At 68.2% G+C, this 21,043-nt stretch carries 18 protein-coding genes; 10 read left to right on the top strand and 8 right to left on the bottom strand.

Features of this window, described 5'->3' with window-relative positions:
• Window positions 1-214: 214 nt before the first annotated feature.
• On the bottom strand, window positions 215-2,149 hold the full coding sequence (locus CFB39_RS07680) for an MFS transporter (protein WP_089472639.1): 1,935 nt from the start codon (window positions 2,147-2,149) through the stop codon (window positions 215-217).
• 139 nt (window positions 2,150-2,288) lie between these two features.
• Window positions 2,289-2,744 carry a CBS domain-containing protein gene (locus tag CFB39_RS07675; protein ID WP_006488504.1) on the bottom strand — a complete coding sequence of 152 codons (456 nt, stop codon included), beginning with the start codon at window positions 2,742-2,744 and terminating at the stop codon, window positions 2,289-2,291.
• A gap of 158 nt (window positions 2,745-2,902) precedes the next feature.
• Here CFB39_RS07675 and CFB39_RS07670 point away from each other — a divergent pair, with 158 nt between their 5' ends.
• Entirely contained in the window at window positions 2,903-3,220 is a 318-nt protein-coding gene (locus tag CFB39_RS07670) for an Mpo1-like protein (protein WP_089472638.1), read from the top strand.
• A gap of 18 nt (window positions 3,221-3,238) precedes the next feature.
• On the opposite strand, the gene CFB39_RS07665 is transcribed toward CFB39_RS07670, so the two are convergent.
• Window positions 3,239-4,570: a YihY family inner membrane protein gene (locus tag CFB39_RS07665; RefSeq protein WP_089472637.1), complete on the bottom strand. Its 1,332-nt coding sequence runs from the start codon at window positions 4,568-4,570 to the stop codon at window positions 3,239-3,241.
• Window positions 4,571-4,717: 147 nt separating this feature from the next.
• Here CFB39_RS07665 and wrbA point away from each other — a divergent pair, with 147 nt between their 5' ends.
• The 4 genes from wrbA to CFB39_RS07645 are packed head-to-tail and all read left to right on the top strand — an operon-like array spanning window position 4,718 to window position 8,023.
• Window positions 4,718-5,338, top strand: a complete 621-nt coding sequence (gene wrbA / locus CFB39_RS07660; RefSeq protein WP_089472636.1) for an NAD(P)H:quinone oxidoreductase — start codon at window positions 4,718-4,720, stop codon at window positions 5,336-5,338.
• Window positions 5,335-5,727 carry a DUF2069 domain-containing protein gene (locus CFB39_RS07655; protein WP_089439866.1) on the top strand — a complete coding sequence of 131 codons (393 nt, stop codon included), beginning with the start codon at window positions 5,335-5,337 and terminating at the stop codon, window positions 5,725-5,727. The genes wrbA and CFB39_RS07655 overlap by 4 nt, the downstream gene beginning before the upstream one ends.
• Before the next feature lie 18 nt (window positions 5,728-5,745).
• Complete coding sequence (locus tag CFB39_RS07650; RefSeq protein WP_089472635.1) at window positions 5,746-7,167, top strand: FAD-binding oxidoreductase; 1,422 nt, start codon at window positions 5,746-5,748, stop codon at window positions 7,165-7,167.
• Window positions 7,168-7,192: 25 nt separating this feature from the next.
• A complete protein-coding gene (locus tag CFB39_RS07645; protein WP_089472634.1) occupies window positions 7,193-8,023 on the top strand; it encodes a metallophosphoesterase in 831 nt (276 codons plus the stop codon).
• A gap of 60 nt (window positions 8,024-8,083) precedes the next feature.
• Here CFB39_RS07645 and CFB39_RS40135 read toward each other — a convergent pair whose 3' ends face one another.
• Complete coding sequence (locus CFB39_RS40135) at window positions 8,084-8,236, bottom strand: hypothetical protein (RefSeq protein WP_163008969.1); 153 nt, start codon at window positions 8,234-8,236, stop codon at window positions 8,084-8,086.
• A 117-nt stretch (window positions 8,237-8,353) separates the two neighbouring features.
• Window positions 8,354-9,295, bottom strand: coding sequence for a LysR family transcriptional regulator (locus CFB39_RS07640; RefSeq protein WP_089425187.1), 942 nt, complete (start codon window positions 9,293-9,295; stop codon window positions 8,354-8,356).
• Window positions 9,296-9,452: 157 nt separating this feature from the next.
• Between CFB39_RS07640 and CFB39_RS07635 the strand changes: the two genes are divergently transcribed.
• The 4 genes from CFB39_RS07635 to CFB39_RS07620 are packed head-to-tail and all read left to right on the top strand — an operon-like array spanning window position 9,453 to window position 14,364.
• Window positions 9,453-11,060, top strand: a complete 1,608-nt coding sequence (locus CFB39_RS07635; protein WP_089472633.1) for an efflux transporter outer membrane subunit — start codon at window positions 9,453-9,455, stop codon at window positions 11,058-11,060.
• Window positions 11,061-11,074: 14 nt separating this feature from the next.
• Window positions 11,075-13,276, top strand: a complete 2,202-nt coding sequence (locus CFB39_RS07630) for an FUSC family protein (protein ID WP_089472632.1) — start codon at window positions 11,075-11,077, stop codon at window positions 13,274-13,276.
• Window positions 13,273-13,476 carry a DUF1656 domain-containing protein gene (locus CFB39_RS07625; RefSeq protein ID WP_089472631.1) on the top strand — a complete coding sequence of 68 codons (204 nt, stop codon included), beginning with the start codon at window positions 13,273-13,275 and terminating at the stop codon, window positions 13,474-13,476. Before CFB39_RS07630 ends, CFB39_RS07625 begins: the two co-directional genes overlap by 4 nt.
• A gap of 12 nt (window positions 13,477-13,488) precedes the next feature.
• Entirely contained in the window at window positions 13,489-14,364 is an 876-nt protein-coding gene (locus tag CFB39_RS07620; protein WP_011351755.1) for an HlyD family secretion protein, read from the top strand.
• Window positions 14,365-14,385: 21 nt separating this feature from the next.
• On the opposite strand, the gene CFB39_RS07615 is transcribed toward CFB39_RS07620, so the two are convergent.
• On the bottom strand, window positions 14,386-16,059 hold the full coding sequence (locus CFB39_RS07615; RefSeq protein WP_089425184.1) for a methyl-accepting chemotaxis protein: 1,674 nt from the start codon (window positions 16,057-16,059) through the stop codon (window positions 14,386-14,388).
• A 408-nt stretch (window positions 16,060-16,467) separates the two neighbouring features.
• Here CFB39_RS07615 and CFB39_RS07610 point away from each other — a divergent pair, with 408 nt between their 5' ends.
• Entirely contained in the window at window positions 16,468-17,706 is a 1,239-nt protein-coding gene (locus CFB39_RS07610; protein WP_089472630.1) for an MFS transporter, read from the top strand.
• A 74-nt stretch (window positions 17,707-17,780) separates the two neighbouring features.
• Here CFB39_RS07610 and CFB39_RS07605 read toward each other — a convergent pair whose 3' ends face one another.
• Both CFB39_RS07605 and CFB39_RS07600 read right to left on the bottom strand, forming a co-directional pair.
• Window positions 17,781-18,578 (bottom strand): 5'-methylthioadenosine/adenosylhomocysteine nucleosidase, encoded by a 798-nt coding sequence (locus CFB39_RS07605; protein WP_089472629.1) that lies wholly within the window; start codon window positions 18,576-18,578, stop codon window positions 17,781-17,783.
• Window positions 18,575-20,938 (bottom strand): UvrD-helicase domain-containing protein, encoded by a 2,364-nt coding sequence (locus tag CFB39_RS07600; RefSeq protein WP_085043069.1) that lies wholly within the window; start codon window positions 20,936-20,938, stop codon window positions 18,575-18,577. The genes CFB39_RS07605 and CFB39_RS07600 overlap by 4 nt, the downstream gene beginning before the upstream one ends.
• Between the last annotated feature and the right edge of the window lie 105 nt (window positions 20,939-21,043).

The following is a 21,043-nucleotide window of genomic DNA, read 5'->3' as shown; positions in this document are numbered from 1 at the left end:
CAGGCAGGTCGATCGTTTGCCGGTCGAGAAAAAGAGGTAAGCCGCTATTATGCCAGCCGTCCCGGGCACGCGGGCCGTGTGAACCGTCCGGACCACACCGGCCGGCCACGGGAACGGCCCCGGGCGACGATTGCCGACCCGCGCCGTTCCGGTCGAACGGGCCCGTTCACGGCGGCCATGACGGCCCGGGGCGATGCCGCTGGGCCCGCCCCGCCTACTTCCGTGCGCCGCGCAGTTCGGTGACTGCCGCCTGAAGCGCTTCGGGTGTCGCGACCGACGCCGGGATCGGCTCGCCGACCGCCAGCGTCAGCCGGCTCATCACGCCGCGCTTGATGGGCCGCGGCATCCGCGCATCGGAATGCCGCGAAAAATAGCTGCCCCACAGCCCGCGCAGCGCCATCGGGATCACCGGCGCCGGCGTGCGGCCCAGGATCTCCGTGATGCCGTGGTGGAACGTGTTGATGTCGCCCGTCTTCGTCAGCTTGCCTTCCGGGAAGATGCACACGAGCTCGCCCTCCTTCAGCGCGGCCTCGCATGCGTCGTACGCGCGCGCGAGCATCTCGGGATCCTCGTGGCGCGGCGCGATCGGGATCGCCTTCGCATGCCGGAACACCCAGCTCGCGAAGCGCGTCTTGAAGATCCGGTGGTCCATCACGAAACGGATCGGGCGCGGGCTCGCGGCGGCCAGCACGAGCGCATCGACGTAGCTGACGTGGTTGCACACGAGCACGGCCGCCCCTTCCGCCGGAATCCGCTCCGCGTGCACGAGGCGAATCCGGTAGAACGTATGCACGAGCACCCATGCGACGAAGCGCAGCAGGAACTCGGGCACGAGCAGGTAGATGTACGCGGCGACGATCACGTTCAGCAGCGCGGTGACGAGGAACAGCCCCGGGATGTTGACGCCGGCCTTGGTCAGCCCCATCGCCATCACGGCCGACAGGATCATGAACAGCGCGTTCAGGATGTTGTTCGCGGCGATGATCCGCGCACGGTGCGTCGGTGCGCTGCGGCTCTGGATCAGCGCGTACAGCGGCACGCTGTAGAAGCCGCCGAACATCGCGAGCAGGAACAGGTCCGCCAGGATGCGCCAGTGGCGCGCACCGGCCAGAAACTCGCCGACCGACAGCAGATGGCCGGGCGACGGCAGCGCATGGCTCGCGAAATACAGCTCGATCGCGAACACGCTGATGCCGATCGAGCCGAGCGGCACGAGGCCTATCTCGACGCGCCGCTGCGACAGCCGCTCGCACAGCAGCGAGCCGAGGCCGATACCGACCGAGAACGTCGCGAGCAGGATCGTGACGACGTCGGGGCTGGCGGACAGCACGTCCTTCGCGAAATTGAAGAACGACGTGAGGAACGTCGCACCGACGAACCACAGCCACGAGATGCCGAGCAGGCTCAGGAACACGGTGCGGTTCTGCCGGGCGAGACCGAGGTTGCGCCAGGTCTCGCTGACCGGATTCCAGTTGATCACGAGGTCGGGCTGCGGCGCCGGTGTGGACGGCACGCGCTGCGCGACGAACCGCCCCGCGAGCGCGATGACGACGACGCTCACCGCGAGCACGCGCTCGCCGTTGCCTTCGATGCCCGCGGCCGCGCCGCCGATGATCGTGCCGATCAGGATCGCGATGAACGTGCCCATCTCGACGAGGCCGTTGCCGCCGACCAGTTCGTGCTCGCCGAGATGCTGTGGCAGGTACGAATACTTGACGGGCCCGAACAGCGTCGAGTGCATCCCCATCATGAACGTGCACAGATACAGCAGCGGCGCGCTGTGCGTGACGAAACCGGCCGCGCCGACCAGCATCAGCACGATCTCGAAGGTCTTCACGAAACGCGTGAGGGTCGCCTTGTCGTACTTGTCGGCGATCTGGCCGGAGGTGGCCGAGAACAGCACGAACGGCAAGATGAAGATCGCGGAAATCAGGAAGGCCGCCGTCTTCGCATCGACGCCGGAGAACCGCGCGGTGTGATAGGTGACGAGCGACGTGAAGCCGATCTTGAAGACGTTGTCGTTCAGCGCGCCGAGGAACTGGGTCGTGAAGAACGGCGCGAAACGGCGCTCGCGCAGCAGGTCGAACTGCGACGCGTGCGCGCGCCGTTCGTCACGCCGCCTGGAAGTGGCTTGCGTTTGATCGCTCATGCGGAATACGCGCGCGCCGTCTGGGCAGCGCTGCGCGGGCCTCGTGTGGTCAATGAAAAAAAGGCGGCGCAGGACCAACCTGCGCCGCCGCGTGCCGGGTGGCGGCGCCCGCGCATGACGGCGACGGGCGCGGCATGGTTCACGGCTTGTGCGCTTCGGCTTCCGATTCCGGCCAGTCGCGGATGTATGCCTTCAGCATCCGGTTCTCGAAGCTCTGCGCCTCGACGACCGTCTTCGCGACGTCGTAGAACGAAATGACGCCCATCAGCACCTTCTTGTCGAGCACCGGCATGTAGCGCGCATGGCGCTCGAGCATCATCCGGCGCACTTCGTTGACGTCCGTTTCCGGCGTGCACGTGAGCGGCTCGTCCATCACCTTGCGCACCTGCACGTCGCCGATCGCGCCGCCGTTCACGTGCAGACGCAGGATGATCTCGCGGAACGTCAGCATCCCGACGAGATCGCCGTACTCCATCACGACGAGCGAACCGATGTCGTGTTCGGCCATCGTATCGACCGCTTCGCGCAGCGGCTTATCGGGCGTCACCGTAAACAGCGTGTTGCCCTTCACTTTCAGAATATCGCTGACGCGCATCGTAGTCCCCTCATGCTTGAATGCAAAACCTCGTTCGATCGTATCGGAAAGCCTGTCAAAAGGAAAGCGCGAGCCCGCCCCGGCGGCCCCGCCCCGCTTGCGGAAGCGGACTGCCGGCAGCACAATGGCCCCATGAACAGCGGCCAGAGGAGACGTCCATGGCGCATACGCATTCGGAGCAATTCGCCAGCTTCGCCGATTTCTACCCGTATTACCTGAATGAACACCAGAACCAGACGTCGCGGCGGCTGCACTTCATCGGCTCGCTCGGCGTGATCGGCTGCGTCGCGATGGCGGTCGCGACCGGCGACTGGCTGTGGCTGCCGGCAGCGATCGTCTGCGGCTACGGCTTCGCGTGGGTCGGACACTTCTTCTTCGAGAAGAACCGCCCGGCCACGTTCCGGCACCCGATCTACAGCCTGATGGGCGACTGGGTGATGTTCAAGGATATCTGTACGGGCAAGATTCCGTTATGACGCGGCCGGGCGCCCCGCTCATGCGGGGCGCGGCGGCCGCGCGTGCGGATCGGGCACGCCGCCCGGCGCCTGCCCCGGCATCGCCGTCGGCTGCGCACCCGCGAGCCGGTGCGCGGCGATCAGCGTCGCGAGCGACACGTCGAAGCGGTCGCTCGACAGCACCGCGAGCAACGCAGCGCCATCCACGTGGCTGCGGCGCCGCTGCAGCTGGTAGGTGAGTTCCGTGCGGTCGATCACCAGCACGTCGAACAGTTGCGCAAGCGTCAGCTGCTCCGGGTTCGCGAGCAGGATGTAGCGCGGCGTGGTCTCGCCGCCGCCGTCGAGCCGCGCAATCCATTCCCGCTCCTCCATCGTCGTCAGCAGGCGCTGCGCGGTTTCCATGTCGCAGCGCAACATGGTCGCGAGCCGCAGCGCCGTGTAGCCGCGCTTGCCGGCCGTGCGCGCCTCGGCCAGCCGCGCGAGCATTTCCAGCGCGTCGAGCAGGTCGCTGCCCGGGTAGTGGATGCGGTGGAACTGGCCGACGCGGATCGCCGGTAGCGCGGACGCCACCATCGCGCCGAGCAGCGCGATGAACCAGCTCAGGTACACCCACAACAGGAACACGGGCAGCGCCGCGAACGCGCCATAGACGGCCGTATAGGTCGGAATGCGCCGCACGTAGTAGCCGAAGCCGCGCTTCGCGAGCTCGAACGCGACGGCCGCGAACAGCCCGCCGATCACCGCGTCGCGCCATGCAACCGTGCAGTTCGGCAGGTACACGTACAGCAGCGTGAACGCGAGCACCGTCAACGGCAGCGAGACGAGCGCGAGCAGCCACTCGACGATCGACGTGGACGGCGCGGCGCCGGTAAACGCCAGCGACTGCGTGAACAGGTACGACGAGATCGACAGGCTCACGCCGAACAGCAACGGGCCGAGCGTGATCAGCGCCCAGTACGCGAGCACGCGCTGCGCGAACGGCCGCGGCTTGCGCACCCGCCAGATCAGGTTGAACGCCGACTCGATCGTCATCATCGTCATCACCGACGTGACGACGAGCACGATCAGGCCGGCTGTCGTCAGCCCCTTCGCCTTCGACGCGAACTGGTTCAGGTACTTGAAGATCTGGACGTTGAACTGCGCGGGCATCAGGTGATCCGCGAGGAACCCCTGCAGCGAGATCTGGAACGACGCGAACATCGGGAACGCGGTGAACAGCGCGAACGCGACCGTCACGAGCGGCACGAGCGCCAGCATCGTCGTGAATGTGAGGCTGCCCGCCACTTGCGGGATGCGATCCTCGGCGCTGCGCCGGGCCGCGAACTGCGCGAGGCGCTTGATGGTGTCGAGATCGACGCTCAACTTCGGCAAACGACTTCTCCTTCTTGATGCCGCGCGCCCGACGGCGCGCCGCCGTCGCGCTGCGCGACGGCTTCAGCCCCTATAATAGCCGCTCGATTCCAGCAGGGGCCGACTGCACCGGGCACGCGCGCGGCCGCACGCGGCTCCGTCGCCCCCATGAAAGACATCCTCGTCCTCTATTACAGCCGCCACGGCGCCACGCGCGATCTCGCGCTCGCGATCGCGAACGGCATCGACAGCGTGCCGGGCGTGCAGGCCCGCATCCGCACCGTGCCGCCCGTGTCGGCCGTCTGCGAAGCCACTGCCCCCGACATCCCCGCCGACGGCCCGCCGTACGCGGAACTGCGGGATCTCGAGGAGTGCGCGGGCCTCGCGCTCGGCTCGCCGACCCGCTTCGGCAACATGGCCGCCTCGCTCAAGTATTTCCTCGACGGCACCACACCGCAATGGCTGTCGGGCGCACTGACCGGCAAGCCGGCCTGCGTGTTCACGTCGACGGGCAGCCTACACGGCGGCCAGGAATCGACGTTGCTGTCGATGATGCTGCCGCTGCTCCATCACGGGATGATGATCGTCGGGATCCCGTACACGGAATCCGCGCTCACCACGACGCGCACCGGCGGTACGCCGTACGGCGCATCGCACGTCGCGCAGCACGATCGCTCGGCAGCCGCCGGGCTGTCGGCGGACGAAAAGGCGCTCGCGGCCGCGCTCGGCGTGCGGCTCGCGCGCGCGGCGGCCGCCCTGTCCAGCGCCCAGGCCGCCGAGACCGCATGACCGCCCCCGCCCGCCCCGCCGTCGCGGCCCGGCCGCGCCACGCGCTGGTCGCCACCGCGTGCCTCGTCGCACTGATCGCGCTGTCGCTCGCGTGGGAGCTGTGGCTCGCGCCGCTGCGCCCGGGCGGCTCCGCGCTGATGCTCAAGGCGATCCCGCTCGCGCTCGCGCTGCCCGGCGTCTGGCGGCGTAACATCTATACGATGCAGTGGGCGAGCATGCTGATACTGGTCTATTTCGCCGAAGGCGTCGTGCGCGGCATGTCCGATCGCGGACTGTCCGCGACGCTCGGCTGGTGCGAGACCGCGCTCGCCGTCGTCTTCTTCGTGGCGGCGCTGGCGTACGTCGCGCCGTTCAAGCGCGCGGCGAAAAAGTCGCGCGCCGCGTCCTGACCCTTACGCGACAAGGTGATGATGTCCTACGAAGCTTTCGTTTCCGCGTGCCGTGACGCGATCGGCGCCGATCATGTGCTGACCGACCCGCACGATACCGAACCGTTCCTGACCGACTGGCGCCGCCGCTACAAGGGTGCCGCATGCGCGGTGCTGAAGCCCGCGAGCACAGCCGAAGTCGCCGCGCTCGTCAAGCTGGCCAACGCACACGGCATCGCGCTCGTGCCGCAAGGCGGCAACACGGGCCTGGCCGGCGGCGCCACGCCCGACGCGAGCGGCAGCCAGGCCGTACTGAGCGTCGCGCGCCTGAACCGCGTGCGCGCGCTCGATCCGCACAACAACACGATCACCGTCGAAGCCGGCGTGATCCTCGCCGACGTGCAGGCGCGCGCCCGCGAAGGCGACCGGCTGTTCGCGCTGAGCCTCGCGGCGGAAGGCAGCTGCACGATCGGCGGCAACCTGTCGACCAACGCGGGCGGCACCGCGGTGCTGCGCTACGGCAACGCGCGCGAGCTGTGTCTCGGGCTCGAGGTCGTGACGCCGCAAGGTGAAATCTGGGACGGCCTGCGCGGGCTGCGCAAGGACAATACGGGCTACGACCTGCGCGACCTGTTCATCGGCGCGGAAGGCACGCTCGGGATCATCACGGCGGCCGTGATGAAGCTGCATCCGCTGCCGGCCGCGCAGGTCACCGCCCTCGCCGCGCTCGAATCGCCGCACGCGGCGCTCGATTTCCTCGCCCTCGCGCAGCGCGCGGCCGGGCCGCTGCTGACCGGCTTCGAGCTGATGTCGGACTTCTGCATGCAGCTGGTCGGCAAGCACTACCCGCAGCTGCGCTACCCGTTCGCGCAGACGCATGCGCAGACGGTGCTGCTCGAACTGTCCGACAACGAAAGCGAAGCGCATGCGCGCGCGCTGTTCGAGAAACTGATGGAAGAAGCGTTCGAGGCCGGGCTCGTGGTCGACGCGGTGGTCGCTGAGAATCTCGCGCAGTCGCGTGCGTTCTGGGACCTGCGCGAACACATCCCGCTCGCGCAGGCCGACGAGGGGCTCAACATCAAGCACGACATCGCGGTGCCGATTTCGTCGATCGCGCGCTTCATCGACGAGACCGACGCGGCGATCCAGCAAGCCGCGCCGGGCGCGCGGATGGTCACGTTCGGCCACCTCGGCGACGGCAATCTCCACTACAACGTGCAGATGCCCGAAGGCGGCGACCCGAAAGCGTTCCTGGCCGCATTCCAGGCGCCGATCAACCGGATCGTCTACGACAACGTGCATCGCCACCACGGCACGATCAGCGCGGAGCACGGCATCGGCCAGCTGAAGATCGACGACGCGCAGCGTTACAAGTCGCCGGTCGAAACGACGCTGATGCGCACGCTGAAGACCGCGCTCGATCCGCGCGGCCTGATGAATCCCGGCAAGGTCCTGCGCTGAAGCCGTCCACTCCGGAGTCCCGCCCGTGAAAGTCCGCGTCCTGTCCGACCTGCATCTCGAAAGCAACCTGCCCGACGCGATCCCGCATGCCGACGCGGATCTCGTCGTGCTCGCCGGCGACATCCACAATCACGCGGAAGGCCTGCGCTGGGCCGCCGAAACGTTCGATCCCGCGGTGCCGGTGATCTACGTGCCGGGCAACCACGAGTACTACGACGGGGAATTCGGCGCGCTGGAGTCGGCAATGCGCGATGCGGCGCAGGCGCTCGACAACGTGCATTACCTGAACAACGACGTCTACGTCGATCCCGGGCAGCACTACCGCGTGCTCGGCACGACGCTCTGGGCCGATTTTTCGCTGTTCGGCGCCGACGAAGCCAGCCTTGCCGGTTCGATCGAGGCCGGGCAGCGCGTGATGCTCGATTTCAAGGGATTGATCCAGGTGACCTGGCCGCACGATGCGGCGCTGCATGGGGCGCCGGGCACGCCGGAGCGGGATTTCTCGCCGGCGGACGCGATCGCGCTGCATCGACGCAGCCGCGCGTGGCTCGAAGCGCAGTTCGCCACACCGTTCGCGGGCCAGACGATCGTCGTGACCCACCATGCGCCGCACCGGCGCTCGCTGGCGGAGCGCTATGCGGAAGATCTTGCGTCGGCGGGATTCGTAACGGACATGGCGGAGCTCGTGCAGCCGCCGGTCAATCTGTGGCTCCACGGCCACACGCATACGTCATTCGACTATGTGGCGGACGGCGGCACGCGCGTGGTGTGCAACCCGCGCGGCTACATCCACCGGCGCACCGGCGAACTGGAAAATACCGCGTTCGCGTGGGACAAGGTCGTCGAACTCGGCTGAGCGCCGAGCCCGCGCGGCCGCGTTGCACGGCCTTTTTCGACCCGGAGCGTGACGGCCGGATCAGCGGCCGGGGCGGCGTTGCTCGCGCACCCGCACCGGCACCGGCTTCATCTGCGCCTTCGCCTTCATCGCGCGCAGCAGGTCGCGGGTCGCCGCGGCGGCCGCGGCCGCGCCCAGCAGGACTCCAAGGCCGATCATCAGGTGCGTATCCATTGCTACTCCGGGGTTGCGTATCTCGTTAATTCCCACAGTATCAAACTGTCTGACACGCGTTCGTAAAAAAATGTTGCGTGAAGGACAAATCTCGTCAGATCGCGGTCAACCGCGCTGTCATGTCGCACGCGTGTACTGCTCGAGCGCGGCTTCGTCGGCGGCGAGCGTGGCCGGCAGTTCGTCACGCAGGAAATCGACCCAGGTGCGAATTTTCGCGTCGAGGTACTGGCGCGACGGATACAGCGCGTAGATGTTCATCACGTGCGACCGGTACTCGGGCATCACGCGCACGATGTGCCCGCTGCGCAGCCAGCCGATCGCCGAATAGAGCGGCAGGCCGCCGATCCCCATCCCTTCCCGCACGGCCACCGCGAGCGCCTCGGCGACGTTCACGCGAAACGGCGGCGCCGTGACCGGCACGACCTCGTCGCCGTTCGGCCCCGACAGCGCCCATTCGTCGAAGTGAAAGCCCGGCGCGATCATCCCGAGGCACACATGCTGCGCGAGGTCGGCCGGCCGCTGCGGCACGCCGTGCGACTCGACATACCCGGGCGATGCGCACACGACGCTGTAGCTCACACCGAGCCGCTGCGACACGAGCCCCGAATCGGGCAGGTCGCGGCCGACGACGATCGCGACGTCATACCCCTCGTCGAGCAAATCGGGCATCCGCTGCGCGAGGGTCAGCTCGACGTGCACGTCCGGGTAGCGCTCGCGATAGCGCGCGATGGCCGGCACCAGGTAGTGCTGGCCGAGGCTCGTGAAGCAATGCACCTTCAGCTTGCCCGACGGGCGCGCATGCGCGTCGCCCGCCTCGGCTTCGGCCTGGTCGACATACGCGAGGATCTCTTCGCAGCGCTGCAGATAACGCTCGCCGGCTTCGGTCAGCGCGATCCGGCGCGTCGTGCGGTTCAGGAGACGCGTGCGCAGGTGCGCCTCAAGGTCCGAGACCGCGCGCGACGCGTAGGCGGTAGTCGAATTCATCTGCTGGGCGGCCGCGGTAAAACTTCCCGCGTCGACCACGCGGACGAACACCCGCATGTTTTGTAACGTATCCATCCCATTGCCCGTTTGAATCCGGACGGATTGTTGCACAGAGGCGAACAAGTATTGTCTCAGGATTCGTAAAAATGACTTGCACCCTTGTCCATTTATTCAGGAATCACTGAAAAATATAATCGCATCCGACTCATCTATATCCGAAAGGGAGAAAATCGTGCAGTCTCCGGCGACAAAAGGGACGCTCGCACTGGCGGTTCTTGCAGTCTCATTAATAATGGCCGGATGCGCGAGCATGGGCGACAACAAGCCGCAGTCGGCCCGCATCGAGGCGAACGCGCTCGATGCCGGCGCCGCGATCCGCGCGGCCGACCGTGACGCGGGCTGGCCCGCGGCCGACTGGTGGCGCGCCTACCGCGATCCGCAACTCGACGCCTGGATCGCCAACGCCCAGGCCGGCAACCCGACGCTCGCGGCCGCCGAGGCACGGGTACGCGAAGCGCAGGCGATGGCGCGTGTGGCCCGCTCGGCCGAGCTGCCGCAAATCAACGGCAACCTGTCGCTGATGCGCCAGCACTGGCCGGACAACGTGTATTACGGCCCCGGCCCGCTCGCGAACACCGATACCTGGAACAACACCGGCACGCTCGGCCTGTCGTACCACCTCGACCTGTGGGGCAAGGACAAGAACGCGACCGAGCGCGCGCTCGACACCGCGCATGCAACCGCCGCCGACGCGCGTGCGGCCAAGCTCGAGCTCGAAGTCAACGTCGTGCGCGCGTACGTCGGCATGTCGATGAACTATGCGCTGCTCGACCTCGCGCACGAAACGTTCGAACGCCAGCGCTCGCTCGCCGATCTGGCGCGCAAGCGGCTGCAGGCCGGCCTCGGCACGCAGCTCGAAGTGAGCCAGGCGGAATCGACGCTGCCCGATTATGAGCGCCAGATCGACAGCTATGAGGAAGCGATCCAGCTCGCACGGCATCAGCTCGCCGCGCTGGCCGGCAAGGGCCCGGGCGCGGGCGATGCGATCAAGCGGCCGCAGCTGTCGCTCGACGCACCGGCCGGCCTGCCGTCGGCGATGCCGGCCGACCTGCTCGGCCGCCGCCCCGACGTCGTCGCGGCGCGCTGGACGGTCGACGCGCAGGCGCGCGGCATCGATGTCGCGAAGGCGTCGTTCTACCCGAACATCGACCTGCTCGCGACGGTCGGCGGCTTCGGCGTGACCGCGCCGTTCACCGACTTCCTGCGCGCGATGAACGGCGGCTGGACGGCCGGCCCCGCGCTGTCGCTGCCGATCTTCGAAGGCGGCAGGCTGCGTGCGCAGCTCGGCGCCGCGAATGCCGGCTACGACCAGGCGGTCGAGCGCTACAACCAGACGATCGTCGGCGCGCTCAAGGACATCGCCGACCAGGTCGTGCGGATCCGTTCGCTCGATACGCAGAAGAAGGACGCCGCACGCTCGGTGGCCGCCAACGACCGCAGCTACCAGCTGTCGCGCGAAGGCTTCCGCCGCGGGCTGACCGACTACGTGAACGTGCTGGTCGCGCAGCAGCAGTTGCTGCGCGCGCAGGAAACGGCCGCCCGCATCGATGCGGAACGCCTCGCCGCGCATGCGCAGTTGATGGCCGCGCTCGGCGGTGGGGTCGAGACGGGTACGGACGTTCGGGGCGGCCATCCGCAGGGCGGCCATCCGTCGCGCGACGAATCCGCCGCGGGCGCAGCCGCGCCTGCCGCCGCGTCGGGCGCGAAGCCCGTGGCGGCCGTCGCCCGGCCCGCGCAGGTGGCCGCCGCCGGTGCGTCCGGCGTGCCGGCCGCACGGTAACGCGGAGCGACGCCATGTCAGCCTCCTCCCCCGCTTCCACACCCGCCGGCGGCCCGTTCGCGGCCTGGGCCACCGCGTTCGGCGACTGGGCCCGCACCGACGGCGCCGCGTGGCTCTATCTGTTCAAGGCGCTGCTCGCGACTTTCATCGCGCTCGGCGTGTCGATGCGGCTCGACCTGCCGGCACCGAAGACGGCGATGACGACCGTCTTCATCGTGATGCAGCCGCAAAGCGGCGCCGTGCTCGCGAAGAGCTTCTACCGGGTCGCCGGCACGATCTTCGGGCTCATCGCGACGCTCACGTTCGTCGGGCTGTTCCCGCAGCAGCCGCAGCTGTTCCTGCTGGCGATCGCCATCTGGATCGCGCTGTGCACCGCCGGCGCCGCACGCAACCGCAACTTCCGCAGCTACGGCTTCCTGCTCGCCGGCTATACGACCGCGCTGATCGGCCTGCCCGCGTCGCAGCACCCGGACGGCGCCTTCATGAGCGCGATGACGCGCGTTTCCGAAGTCATCATCGGGATCGTGTCGGCCGGCGTCGTCAGCGCGCTCGTGTTTCCGCAGTACACGGGCGAGCAGATGCGCACGACGGTGCGCAAGCGCTTCGGCAGCTTCGTCGACTACGTCGCGTCGGCGCTGTCGGGCCAGCTCGACCGCGCGCATATCGAGACGATCCACACGCGCTTCGTCGCCGACGTGGTCGGCTTCGAGGCCGCGCGCAGCATGGCCGTGTTCGAGAATCCGGACACGCGCATGCGCAGCGGCCGGCTCGCACGGCTGAACAGCGAGTTCATGAGCGCATCGAGCCGCTTTCACGCGCTGCATCAGTTGATGAACCGGCTGCACGCGGCCGGTGCGCAGGCCGCGATCGATGCGATCGAGCCGTATTTCCGCGAAATCGCGCCGCTGCTCACGCGCCATGGCGAACCCGTGCGCACGTCGATCGACGCCGCGCATTCGGCCGAGCAACTGCTCGCGTGGCGCGACGCGCTGCCGCGCCGCATCCGCGCGACGCGCGCGGAGCTCGAAACGCAGCCCGGCTTCCCGCTGCTCGACTTCGACACGGCCGCCGAGCTGCTGTACCGCTTCATCACCGACCTGCAGGAATACGCGGCGACCTATGCGTCGCTCGCGACCGCGACGCACGAGCGCGAACGCTGGATCGAGCGCTACGAGCCGCGCACCAACCGGACGGCCGCCACGATCGCGGGGATCCGCACCGCGACGGTGATTCTCGCGCTGGGCTGGTTCTGGATCGAGACCGCGTGGCCGAGCGGCGTGATGCTGGTGCTGAACGCCGCGGCGACCTGCGCGCTCGCGTCTTCGGCACCGCGCCCGACCGCGATGGCCGCGCAGATGGGGATGGGCACGGCGCTGGCCGTTTGTACCGGCTTCCTGCTGATGTTCGGCATCTACCCGCGGATCGACGGCTTCTGGCTGCTGTGCGCGGCGCTCGCGCCGTTGCTCGCGATCGGCATCTACATGACGCTGAAGCCGAAGCTCGCGGGCTACGGGATGGGTTACCTGATCTTCTTCTGCTTCCTCGCCGGCCCCGACAGCATCACGCACTACGATCCGATGAGCTTCATGAACGACGCGCTCGCGCTGCTGCTGTCGATGCTGGTATCGGCGATCGCGTTCGCCGTGCTGTTCCCGCCGACCGCGCCGTGGCTCAAGAAGCGCCTGCTCGCCGACCTGCGTCACCAGGCCGTCGCGGCCTGCCATGCGCGGCTCGCCGGCTTGCGCACGCGCTTCGAGAGCGGCGCGCGCGACCTGATGTACCAGGCGCACACGCTGTCGGCCGACCAGCCCGACGTGCAGCGTGACGCGCTGCGCTGGATGTTCGCGGTGCTCGAAACCGGCAACGCGGCCATCGACCTGCGCCATGAGCTGGCCACGCTGCCCTCCGATCCGCGCTATGCGCCGACGACGCCGTGGCGACGCGCGATCGAGACGATGCGCGCCGCGCTGTCGTCGCTGTTCACGCGGCCGGACGCCGAACGCTTCGACGCCACGCTCGCCGCGGTCAACGATGCGATCGATGCGACCCGGCAGACGCTCGACGCGTTCACGCCGACGCGCGAGGAACGCCACCGGCTGCAGCGGATCCTGAGCCACCTGCATTTCGTGCGCACGGCGCTGCTCGATCCCGAATCGCCGCTCGCCGCGCTCAACCGCAACCGCCCCGTGCGTCCCCAACCAGGAGCCTCGTCATGATGCCGCGTGAAATCGCCATTCTCGATGCCTACATGCCCACGGTGGTGCTGATGTTCGTCCTCGGCGCGCTCGCGACCTGGGCCATCGACCGCCTGCTCGCCTACACGGGCCTCTACCGACTCGTCTGGCACCCGTCGCTGTTCCGGGCCTGCCTTCTCGTCTGCATTTGCGGCGGACTGAGTCTTGCCGTTTACCGTTGATTCCGAACCATCATGATTCTCAGAAAACTCTTCGGCTTCGTCGCGACCGCCGTCATCCTTCTCGTCGCGATCCTGATCGGGCGCTCGCTGTGGGTGCACTACATGGATGATCCGTGGACGCGCGACGGGCGCGTGCGCGCCGAGATCGTCAACGTCGCGCCGGACGTGTCGGGCGCGATCGTCGAGCTGCCCGTGCATGACAACCAGCTCGTCAAGAAAGGCGACCTGATCATGCAGATCGACCCGTCGCACTACCAGATCGCGGTCGAGCAGGCGCAGGCGGCCGTCGCCGCCCGCCGCGCGGAACTGCAGATGCGCCGCGACGACGCGGCGCGCCGCGCGGATCTCGATGCGCTCGTCGTGTCGAAGGAAAACCGCGAGAACGCCGCGCACAGCGCGTCGAGCGCCGATGCGCAGTACCAGCAGGCGATCGCCGCACTCGATGCCGCGAAGCTCAACCTCGAGCGCACGCGCGTCGTCGCGCCGGTCGACGGCTACATCACGAACCTGCAGACCTTCAAGGGCAATTATGCGGTGGCCGGCCAGGCGAAGCTCGCGATCGTCGACAGCCACTCGTTCTGGGTCTACGGCTACTTCGAGGAAACCAAGCTGCCGCGCGTGAAGATCGGTGCGCCGGCCGAGATGCGGCTGATGAGCGGCGGCGTGATGAAGGGCCACGTCGAGAGCATCTCGCGCGGCATCTACGATCGCGACAACCCGCAGAGCCGCGACCTCGTCGCGGACGTGAACCCGACCTTCAACTGGGTGCGCCTCGCGCAGCGCGTGCCGGTGCGCATCAAGATCGACGACGTGCCGGCCGACGTGGTGCTGTCGGCGGGCACGACCTGCACGGTCATCATCGATCCGGACAAGCAGAAGAAGTCGTAAACCCCGGATGGCCGGGGGCGCTTACGCGGCGATGCGGAAACGCCCGACCAGCGACTTCAGCGCCTGAGCCTGCTCGTCGAGCGCATTCGCGGCCGCGGCCGCCTGTTCGACGAGCGCCGCGTTCTGCTGCGTGCCGGCATCCATCTGCGTGACCGCACGGCCGATCTCCTCGATACCGGCGCTCTGCTCGTCGGATGCCGCCGAAATCTCGCCGATGATGTCGGTCACGCGCTTGACCGCGCGCACGACGTCGCCCATCGTGCGGCCCGCATCGTGCGCGAGCGTCGCGCCGTTCGCGACGCGTTCGACCGATGCACCGATCAGCTCGCGGATCTCCTTCGCCGCGGTCGCCGAACGCTGCGCGAGCAACCGCACCTCGCCCGCGACCACCGAAAAACCACGCCCCTGTTCGCCCGCGCGCGCCGCCTCGACCGCCGCGTTCAACGCGAGAATGTTGGTCTGGAACGCGATCCCCTCGATCGTGCCGATGATGTCGCGGATGTTCTTCGCGCTGTCGTCGATCTCGCTCATCGTCGCCACCACACGCCCGACGACTTCCCCGCCCGTCTCCGCGACCGCCGACGCATTGGCCGCGAGCGCGCTCGCCTGCCGCGCGTTCTCGGCGTTCTGGCGTACGGTCGACGTGAGCTGCTCCATGCTGGCCGCGGTGCGTTCGAGCGCGACGGCCTGCTGCTCGGTGCGCTTCGACAGGTCGAGGTTGCCGGTGGAAATCTCGCCCGACGCCGCCGCGATTGCCTCGGCGCTGACGGCGATCTCGCCGACGGTCGCCGCGAGCCCCGTCTGCATCTCGGCCAGCGCACGCACCATGCTGTCGCGGTCGTGCCGGCCCAGCGTGATCGGTCGCGTCAGGTCGCCGCGCGCGATGTCCGCGGCGATCGCCTTCGCGTGCGCGGGTTCGCCGCCGAGCTGCGACGCGAGACGGCGCACGACGCGCTCGGCGATCACGATCGCGAGCACGATCAGCGCAACCGTCATCGCCGCGATCATCGCGAACGACGACGAGAAAATGGTGGCGGACGCATCGAGCGTCGCCTTCGACTTCGCGCCGCGCGTCTTCACGAGTTCGGCGACGAGTTTCTCGAGCTTGCCGGTTTCGACCAGCAGCGACACGTCCTGCGTGCCGACCTGCCAGTTCATCTGCGACAGGTCGAGCGGCTGCGCACGCACGAGTTCGACGAAATCGCGCAGATGCGCGCTCCAGGTGCCGACCGCCGTCGAGAACGCGTGCAGCCGCGCCGAATCGTCGGCGTCGGCCGGATCCGCGTAGCGCTGCAGCGTGCCGAGCGCCTGGCCGATCGACGCGAGCCCCGCGCCCACGTCGGCACCCAGTTCGTCGCGCTCCTTCGCGGTGGTCGCGGTCAGCAGCATCTTCTGGGCACGGCTCGCGCGCAGCACTTCGGCCCGAACCTCCGCGGCCGCGCGGCTCGCGACGTGGCCCTGCTCGTAGACCGACGCGATCGACGCATTCAGCCGGCTGATCTGCCAGAGCGAAAACATGCCGATCGCCAGCGTGCCGGCGAGCAGGATCGCGAAGGCGGCGCGCAACGTCGCCTTGACGGTCCACGGCCGGCGCTCGCGACGCGCCACGCGCAGGCGCCGTGCGGCGCGGCCGGCGGCAACGTCGGGGGCGGCGGCGGCCGCACCCGGCTGTGGATGCAAAGATGCTGCTTTCATCGAACTATCCCCGTATTGATCACGCGGCCGGAAAGGTCGGTCCCGGCATTCCCGCGATGGCTGGCCTTGCCGCGCGTCCTGCGCCCGCACCGGCGGATAGCCGGTGCCGGGCGCGGCGCGCCTGTTGTCATTGGGTCGTTCTACGGCCGCCACCGCCGTTTCTTGAGTCCGGGAAACCACGCACCGGCCCCGGGCGCGCCCTCCCATGACGGGCAGGCGCGCCGCCAGCGTTATACCCGGCCAAAAAAGCGCGTACCTGACGATCCATCAGATGAATGTCCGATTCACGATAAAAGTTGTCCGGACATTCTCGATACGCCACATTACACTTCTTTGACGCAGCAACGAATCAAGACGCGCCAATCCCCAGCAGAGCGCGCCCGCCACCTCAACTCGTTCAGCTCTCACATGGAAACCAGCCTCGACACCGGCTCCGCCGGCGCAGCCGCCGCCCAGCCATCCGCACCACCCGTCGCCCGCACCGTATACCCGGTGCTCGGCGCGATCAGCTTCTCGCACATGCTCAACGACATGATCCAGTCGTTGATCCTCGCGATCTATCCGATGCTCAAGAGCCAGTTCGCGCTGTCGTTCGCGCAGATCGGCCTGATCACGCTCACCTACCAGATCACCGCGTCGCTGTTGCAACCGCTCATCGGCCTCTATACCGACAAGCGTCCGAAACCGTATTCGCTGCCGGTCGGCATGGGCTTCACGCTCGCGGGGCTGCTGCTGATGTCGGTCGCGCCGAATTTCCCGATGCTGCTGGTGGCCGCCGCGCTGGTCGGCTGCGGTTCGTCGGTGTTCCATCCCGAGTCGTCGCGCGTCGCGCGGATGGCGTCGGGCGGCCAGCACGGGCTCGCGCAGTCGGTGTTCCAGGTCGGCGGCAACGCGGGCTCCGCGCTCGGGCCGCTGCTCGCCGCACTCGTGATCATTCCGCACGGCCAGCACAGCATCGCGTGGTTCTCGGCGGCCGCGCTCGTCGCGATGATCGTCCTCACGCAGATCGGCCACTGGTACAAGAAGCATCCGTCGATGAAGAAGAAGGCCGCGGCGGCCGGCCACCCGACGCTGTCGCGCGGCCGCGTGCTGGGCGCGATCGGCGTGCTGGTGCTGCTCGTGTTCTCGAAGTACTTCTACCTCGCGAGCATCAACAGCTATTTCACGTTCTACCTGATCGACAAGTTCCACCTGTCGGTGCAGGCCGCGCAGATCCACCTGTTCGTGTTCCTCGCGGCCGTGGCGGCCGGCACGCTGATCGGCGGGCCGGTGGGCGACCGGATCGGCCGCAAGTACGTGATCTGGGTGTCGATCCTCGGCGTCGCGCCGTTCACGATGCTGCTGCCGTACGCAAACCTGTTCTGGACCAGCGTGCTGACCGTGATCATCGGCGTCGTGCTCGCGTCGGCGTTCGCCGCGATCCTCGTCTATGCGACGGAGCTGATGCCCGGCAAGGTCGGGATGGTCGCGGGCCTGTTCTTCGGCTTCGCGTTCGGTCTCGGCGGGGTCGGCGCGGCTGTACTCGGCCAGCTTGCGGACGCGACGAGCATCCCGTTCGTCTACAAGGTGTGCTCGTTCCTGCCGCTGATCGGCGTATTCACCGTGTTCCTGCCGAACCTCGAAAGCAGCCGGCGCAAGCAGGCGTGACGCACCGGCCGCGGCGTGCGCGCCGCGGCCGGTCGAACGGCTCGAATGAAGGAATGAAGAAAACGGCGGCGGCTTCAGGCCGCCGTCGTCGCATGCAGCGTCAGGAAACGCTTGAGGATGCCCGACGAATAGCTGCTCGCGATCGCCGACAGGAAGTGCGAGAACGACTGCGTCGCGTGATCGTCGGCCGTATCGGAGATCGTGCGCACGAGCGCGAACGGCACGTCGTGCTCCGCGCACACCTGCGCGATCGCGGCGCCTTCCATCTCGACCGCGAGCGCATCCGGCAGCGCGTCGCGCAGCGCGACGACCTCGCGCTCGCTCGACACGAAACGATCGCCGCTGATGATGAGCCCCGCATGCAGCGTCGCACCGGCCAGGCCGAAACGCGCGGCGAACTGCGCGCCCTCTTCCTCGACGAACTGCGTGCACGCCGCCCGCAGGCTGGCGGTCAGCGCCGCGTCGGTCGCGAAACGCGTGATGCCGAGCAGCGGCACCTCGTAGCGCGGAAAGAGCGGCGACGCGTCGAGATCATGCTGCAGCAGCGTATCGGCCACGACGACATCGCCGACCCGCACCGTGCGCGACACGCCGCCCGCGACGCCGGTGAACACGACGCCCGCCACGCCGAACACGTGGATCAGCGCGCTGACCGTAGCGGCGGCCGCGACCTTGCCGACCCGTGCGAGCGTCACGACGCAGGCCGCGCCGTGCACGGTGCCGACGTGATAATCGCGACGGCCGAGCGTGACCGTCTTCATCGCGCCGTCGGCGCGCATCGCGGCGATCAGGTCACCGAGTTCCTCGGGCAGCGCGGCCAGAATGCCGAGCGGGCGGGCCGCAGGCGTCACATCCAGGTCGATGCCCATCATTCCACCGCCTGCAGTTTCGCGACCGCGAGCGCGAGCCACTTCTCGCCGTGCCGCTTGAATTTCACCTGCGCCTTTGCATCGGTGCCGTTGCCTTCGAGCGCGGTGACCGTGCCTTCGCCGAACTTGGTGTGGAACACCTGCTGGCCGACCCGGAAGCCGGCATCGGCCGCGCGCTGCTTGTCCGCGAACGCGGGCAGCGGCGCGGATACGGCCGGGTCGACGATCTGCTCGCGACTGCCGCCGCCCGGCCGCGCGAACCAGTCGCGCCCGTACCCGGCGTTGTCCGACCGGCCGCCCCAGCGCGAACCGGCCTCGACCTTCGGCGTCAGCCACTTCAACACGTGCTCGGGCAATTCGTCGAAGAAACGCGAGCGCACGTTGTAGCGCGTCTGGCCGTGCAGCATCCGGCTCTGCGCGAACGACAGGTAGAGCCGCTCCTTCGCACGCGTGATCGCGACGTACATCAGCCGGCGCTCTTCCTCGAGGCCGTCCGATTCGAGCACGCTGTTCTCGTGCGGGAACAGCCCTTCCTCGAGGCCCGTGATGAACACGGCCGAGAATTCGAGCCCCTTCGCCGCGTGCACCGTCATCAGCTGCACGGCGTCCTGCCCGGCCTGCGCCTGGTTGTCGCCGGCCTCCAGCGACGCATGCGACAGGAAGCCGGCGAGCGGCGTCATCGTGTCGGGGTTCTGTGCCGGGTCGGCGGGCGATACCGGGTCGAGCACGTCGACCGCCGGATCGTCGGTCGCGGTGCCGAGCTCGGGCGCCGCGATCGCACCCGCGCGCAGCGGGATCGAACGGGCTGGCGTGTCGAGGCCGTAGCCTTCCTCGGCGATGAACGCGGTGGCCGCGTTCACGAGTTCCTGCAAGTTCTCGAGACGATCCTGGCCTTCGCGCTCGCCCTGGTAGAAATCGGCGAGGCCGCTGGCGCGCACGATGTGCTCGACGGTGTCGGGCAGGTTCATGTGCTGCGTGTCGGCGCGCATCTTCGCGACCAGGTTCGCGAACCCGCCGAGGCTCGTGCCGGCCTTGCCCGTCACGTACGGGATCGCGGCGGCCATCGAGCAGCCGTACAGGCGCGCGGCGTCGGCCAGCTGCTCGATCGAGCGCGCACCGATGCCGCGGGTCGGGAAGTTCACGACGCGCACGAACGCGGTGTCGTCGTTCGGGTTGTCGATCAGGCGCAGGTACGCGAGCGCATGCTTCACTTCCTGGCGCTCGAAGAAGCGCAGGCCGCCGTACACGCGGTACGGGATGCCCGACGACATCAGCGTGTGCTCGATCGAGCGCGACTGCGCGTTGCTGCGGTACAGGACGGCCACTTCGCTGCGTGCCATCCCGGTGTTGATCAGCGAGCGGATCTCCTCGACGATCCAGCCGGCTTCCTGCGAATCGGTGCTCGCTTCGTACACGCGCACGGGCTCGCCGTGGCCCGCGTCGGTGCGCAGGTTCTTGCCGAGGCGGTGCGCGTTGTTCGAGATCAGCTGGTTCGCCGCGTCGAGGATGTTGCCGTGCGACCGGTAGTTCTGCTCGAGCTTGATCAGGTTGCGCACGCGGAATTCGTCTTCGAAGTCGCGCATGTTGCCGACGTTCGCGCCGCGGAACGCGTAGATCGACTGGTCGTCGTCGCCGACCGCGAAGATCGCGTTTTCGCCGCCCGCGAGCATCTTGAGCCACGCGTACTGCAGTTTGTTGGTGTCCTGGAACTCGTCGACGAGGATGTGCCGGAAGCGCGCCTGGTAGTGCGCGCGCAGCGGCGCGTTGTACGCGAGCAGTTCGTAGCAGCGCAGCAGCAGCTCGGGGAAATCGACGACGCCCTCGCGCTGGCACTGCTGGTCGTACGCCTGGTACAGCTCGACGAACTTGCGGTTGAAGTTGTCGGACGCGTCGACCTTGTCGGGACGCAGCCCCTGCTCCTTCGCGTTGTTGATGAAGTACTGCACGTTCTTCGGCGGGTACTTTTCATCATCGACGTTCGCCGCCTTCATCAGCCGCTTGATCGCGGACAGCTGGTCGGCCGTATCGAGGATCTGGAAGGTCTGCGGCAGGCCGGCATCGCGCCAGTGCGTGCGCAGCATCCGGTTGCACAGGCCGTGGAACGTGCCGATCCACATCCCGCGCGTGTCGATCGGCATCATCGCCGACAGGCGCGCCATCATTTCGCGCGCGGCCTTGTTCGTGAAGGTCACGGCGAGCACGGTGGGCGGCGACGCGTAGCCCTGCTGGATCAGCCACGCGATGCGGGTGATCAGCACGCGGGTCTTGCCGCTGCCCGCCCCTGCGAGGATCAGCGCCGGTTCGTTCGGCAACGTGACGGCGGCGAGTTGTTCGGGGTTCAGATTGGCGAGCAGGTCGGGCATGGAGCGGCAGCTAACGGGCGAGAAAAATGCGGACCCGACATTATAAGTCGGCCGCGCGATGCCGTTCCCGATCCGTTCGGCGGCACGTCGCGGGCGTGCTGCGGC

The organism is Burkholderia sp. AU6039 (assembly GCF_002223365.1).
In the GTDB taxonomy this organism is placed as follows: Bacteria; Pseudomonadota; Gammaproteobacteria; order Burkholderiales; family Burkholderiaceae; genus Burkholderia.
This window is presented reverse-complemented; position numbering and strand designations above follow the sequence as displayed.

What these genes read in the sequence shown, in the direction of transcription:
- CFB39_RS07615 (WP_089425184.1), bottom strand. Translation starts at nt 16,059, where the DNA reads ATGAAAGCAGCATCTTTGCATCCACAGCCGGGTGCGGCCGCCGCCGCC.
- CFB39_RS07650 (WP_089472635.1), top strand. Translation starts at nt 5,746, where the DNA reads ATGATGTCCTACGAAGCTTTCGTTTCCGCGTGCCGTGACGCGATCGGC.
- CFB39_RS07680 (WP_089472639.1), bottom strand. Translation starts at nt 2,149, where the DNA reads ATGAGCGATCAAACGCAAGCCACTTCCAGGCGGCGTGACGAACGGCGC.
- CFB39_RS07655 (WP_089439866.1), top strand. Translation starts at nt 5,335, where the DNA reads ATGACCGCCCCCGCCCGCCCCGCCGTCGCGGCCCGGCCGCGCCACGCG.
- CFB39_RS07630 (WP_089472632.1), top strand. Translation starts at nt 11,075, where the DNA reads ATGTCAGCCTCCTCCCCCGCTTCCACACCCGCCGGCGGCCCGTTCGCG.
- wrbA (WP_089472636.1), top strand. Translation starts at nt 4,718, where the DNA reads ATGAAAGACATCCTCGTCCTCTATTACAGCCGCCACGGCGCCACGCGC.
- CFB39_RS07605 (WP_089472629.1), bottom strand. Translation starts at nt 18,578, where the DNA reads ATGATGGGCATCGACCTGGATGTGACGCCTGCGGCCCGCCCGCTCGGC.
- CFB39_RS07600 (WP_085043069.1), bottom strand. Translation starts at nt 20,938, where the DNA reads ATGCCCGACCTGCTCGCCAATCTGAACCCCGAACAACTCGCCGCCGTC.
- CFB39_RS07610 (WP_089472630.1), top strand. Translation starts at nt 16,468, where the DNA reads ATGGAAACCAGCCTCGACACCGGCTCCGCCGGCGCAGCCGCCGCCCAG.
- CFB39_RS40135 (WP_163008969.1), bottom strand. Translation starts at nt 8,236, where the DNA reads ATGGATACGCACCTGATGATCGGCCTTGGAGTCCTGCTGGGCGCGGCC.
- CFB39_RS07620 (WP_011351755.1), top strand. Translation starts at nt 13,489, where the DNA reads ATGATTCTCAGAAAACTCTTCGGCTTCGTCGCGACCGCCGTCATCCTT.
- CFB39_RS07675 (WP_006488504.1), bottom strand. Translation starts at nt 2,744, where the DNA reads ATGCGCGTCAGCGATATTCTGAAAGTGAAGGGCAACACGCTGTTTACG.
- CFB39_RS07625 (WP_089472631.1), top strand. Translation starts at nt 13,273, where the DNA reads ATGATGCCGCGTGAAATCGCCATTCTCGATGCCTACATGCCCACGGTG.
- CFB39_RS07670 (WP_089472638.1), top strand. Translation starts at nt 2,903, where the DNA reads ATGGCGCATACGCATTCGGAGCAATTCGCCAGCTTCGCCGATTTCTAC.
- CFB39_RS07640 (WP_089425187.1), bottom strand. Translation starts at nt 9,295, where the DNA reads ATGGATACGTTACAAAACATGCGGGTGTTCGTCCGCGTGGTCGACGCG.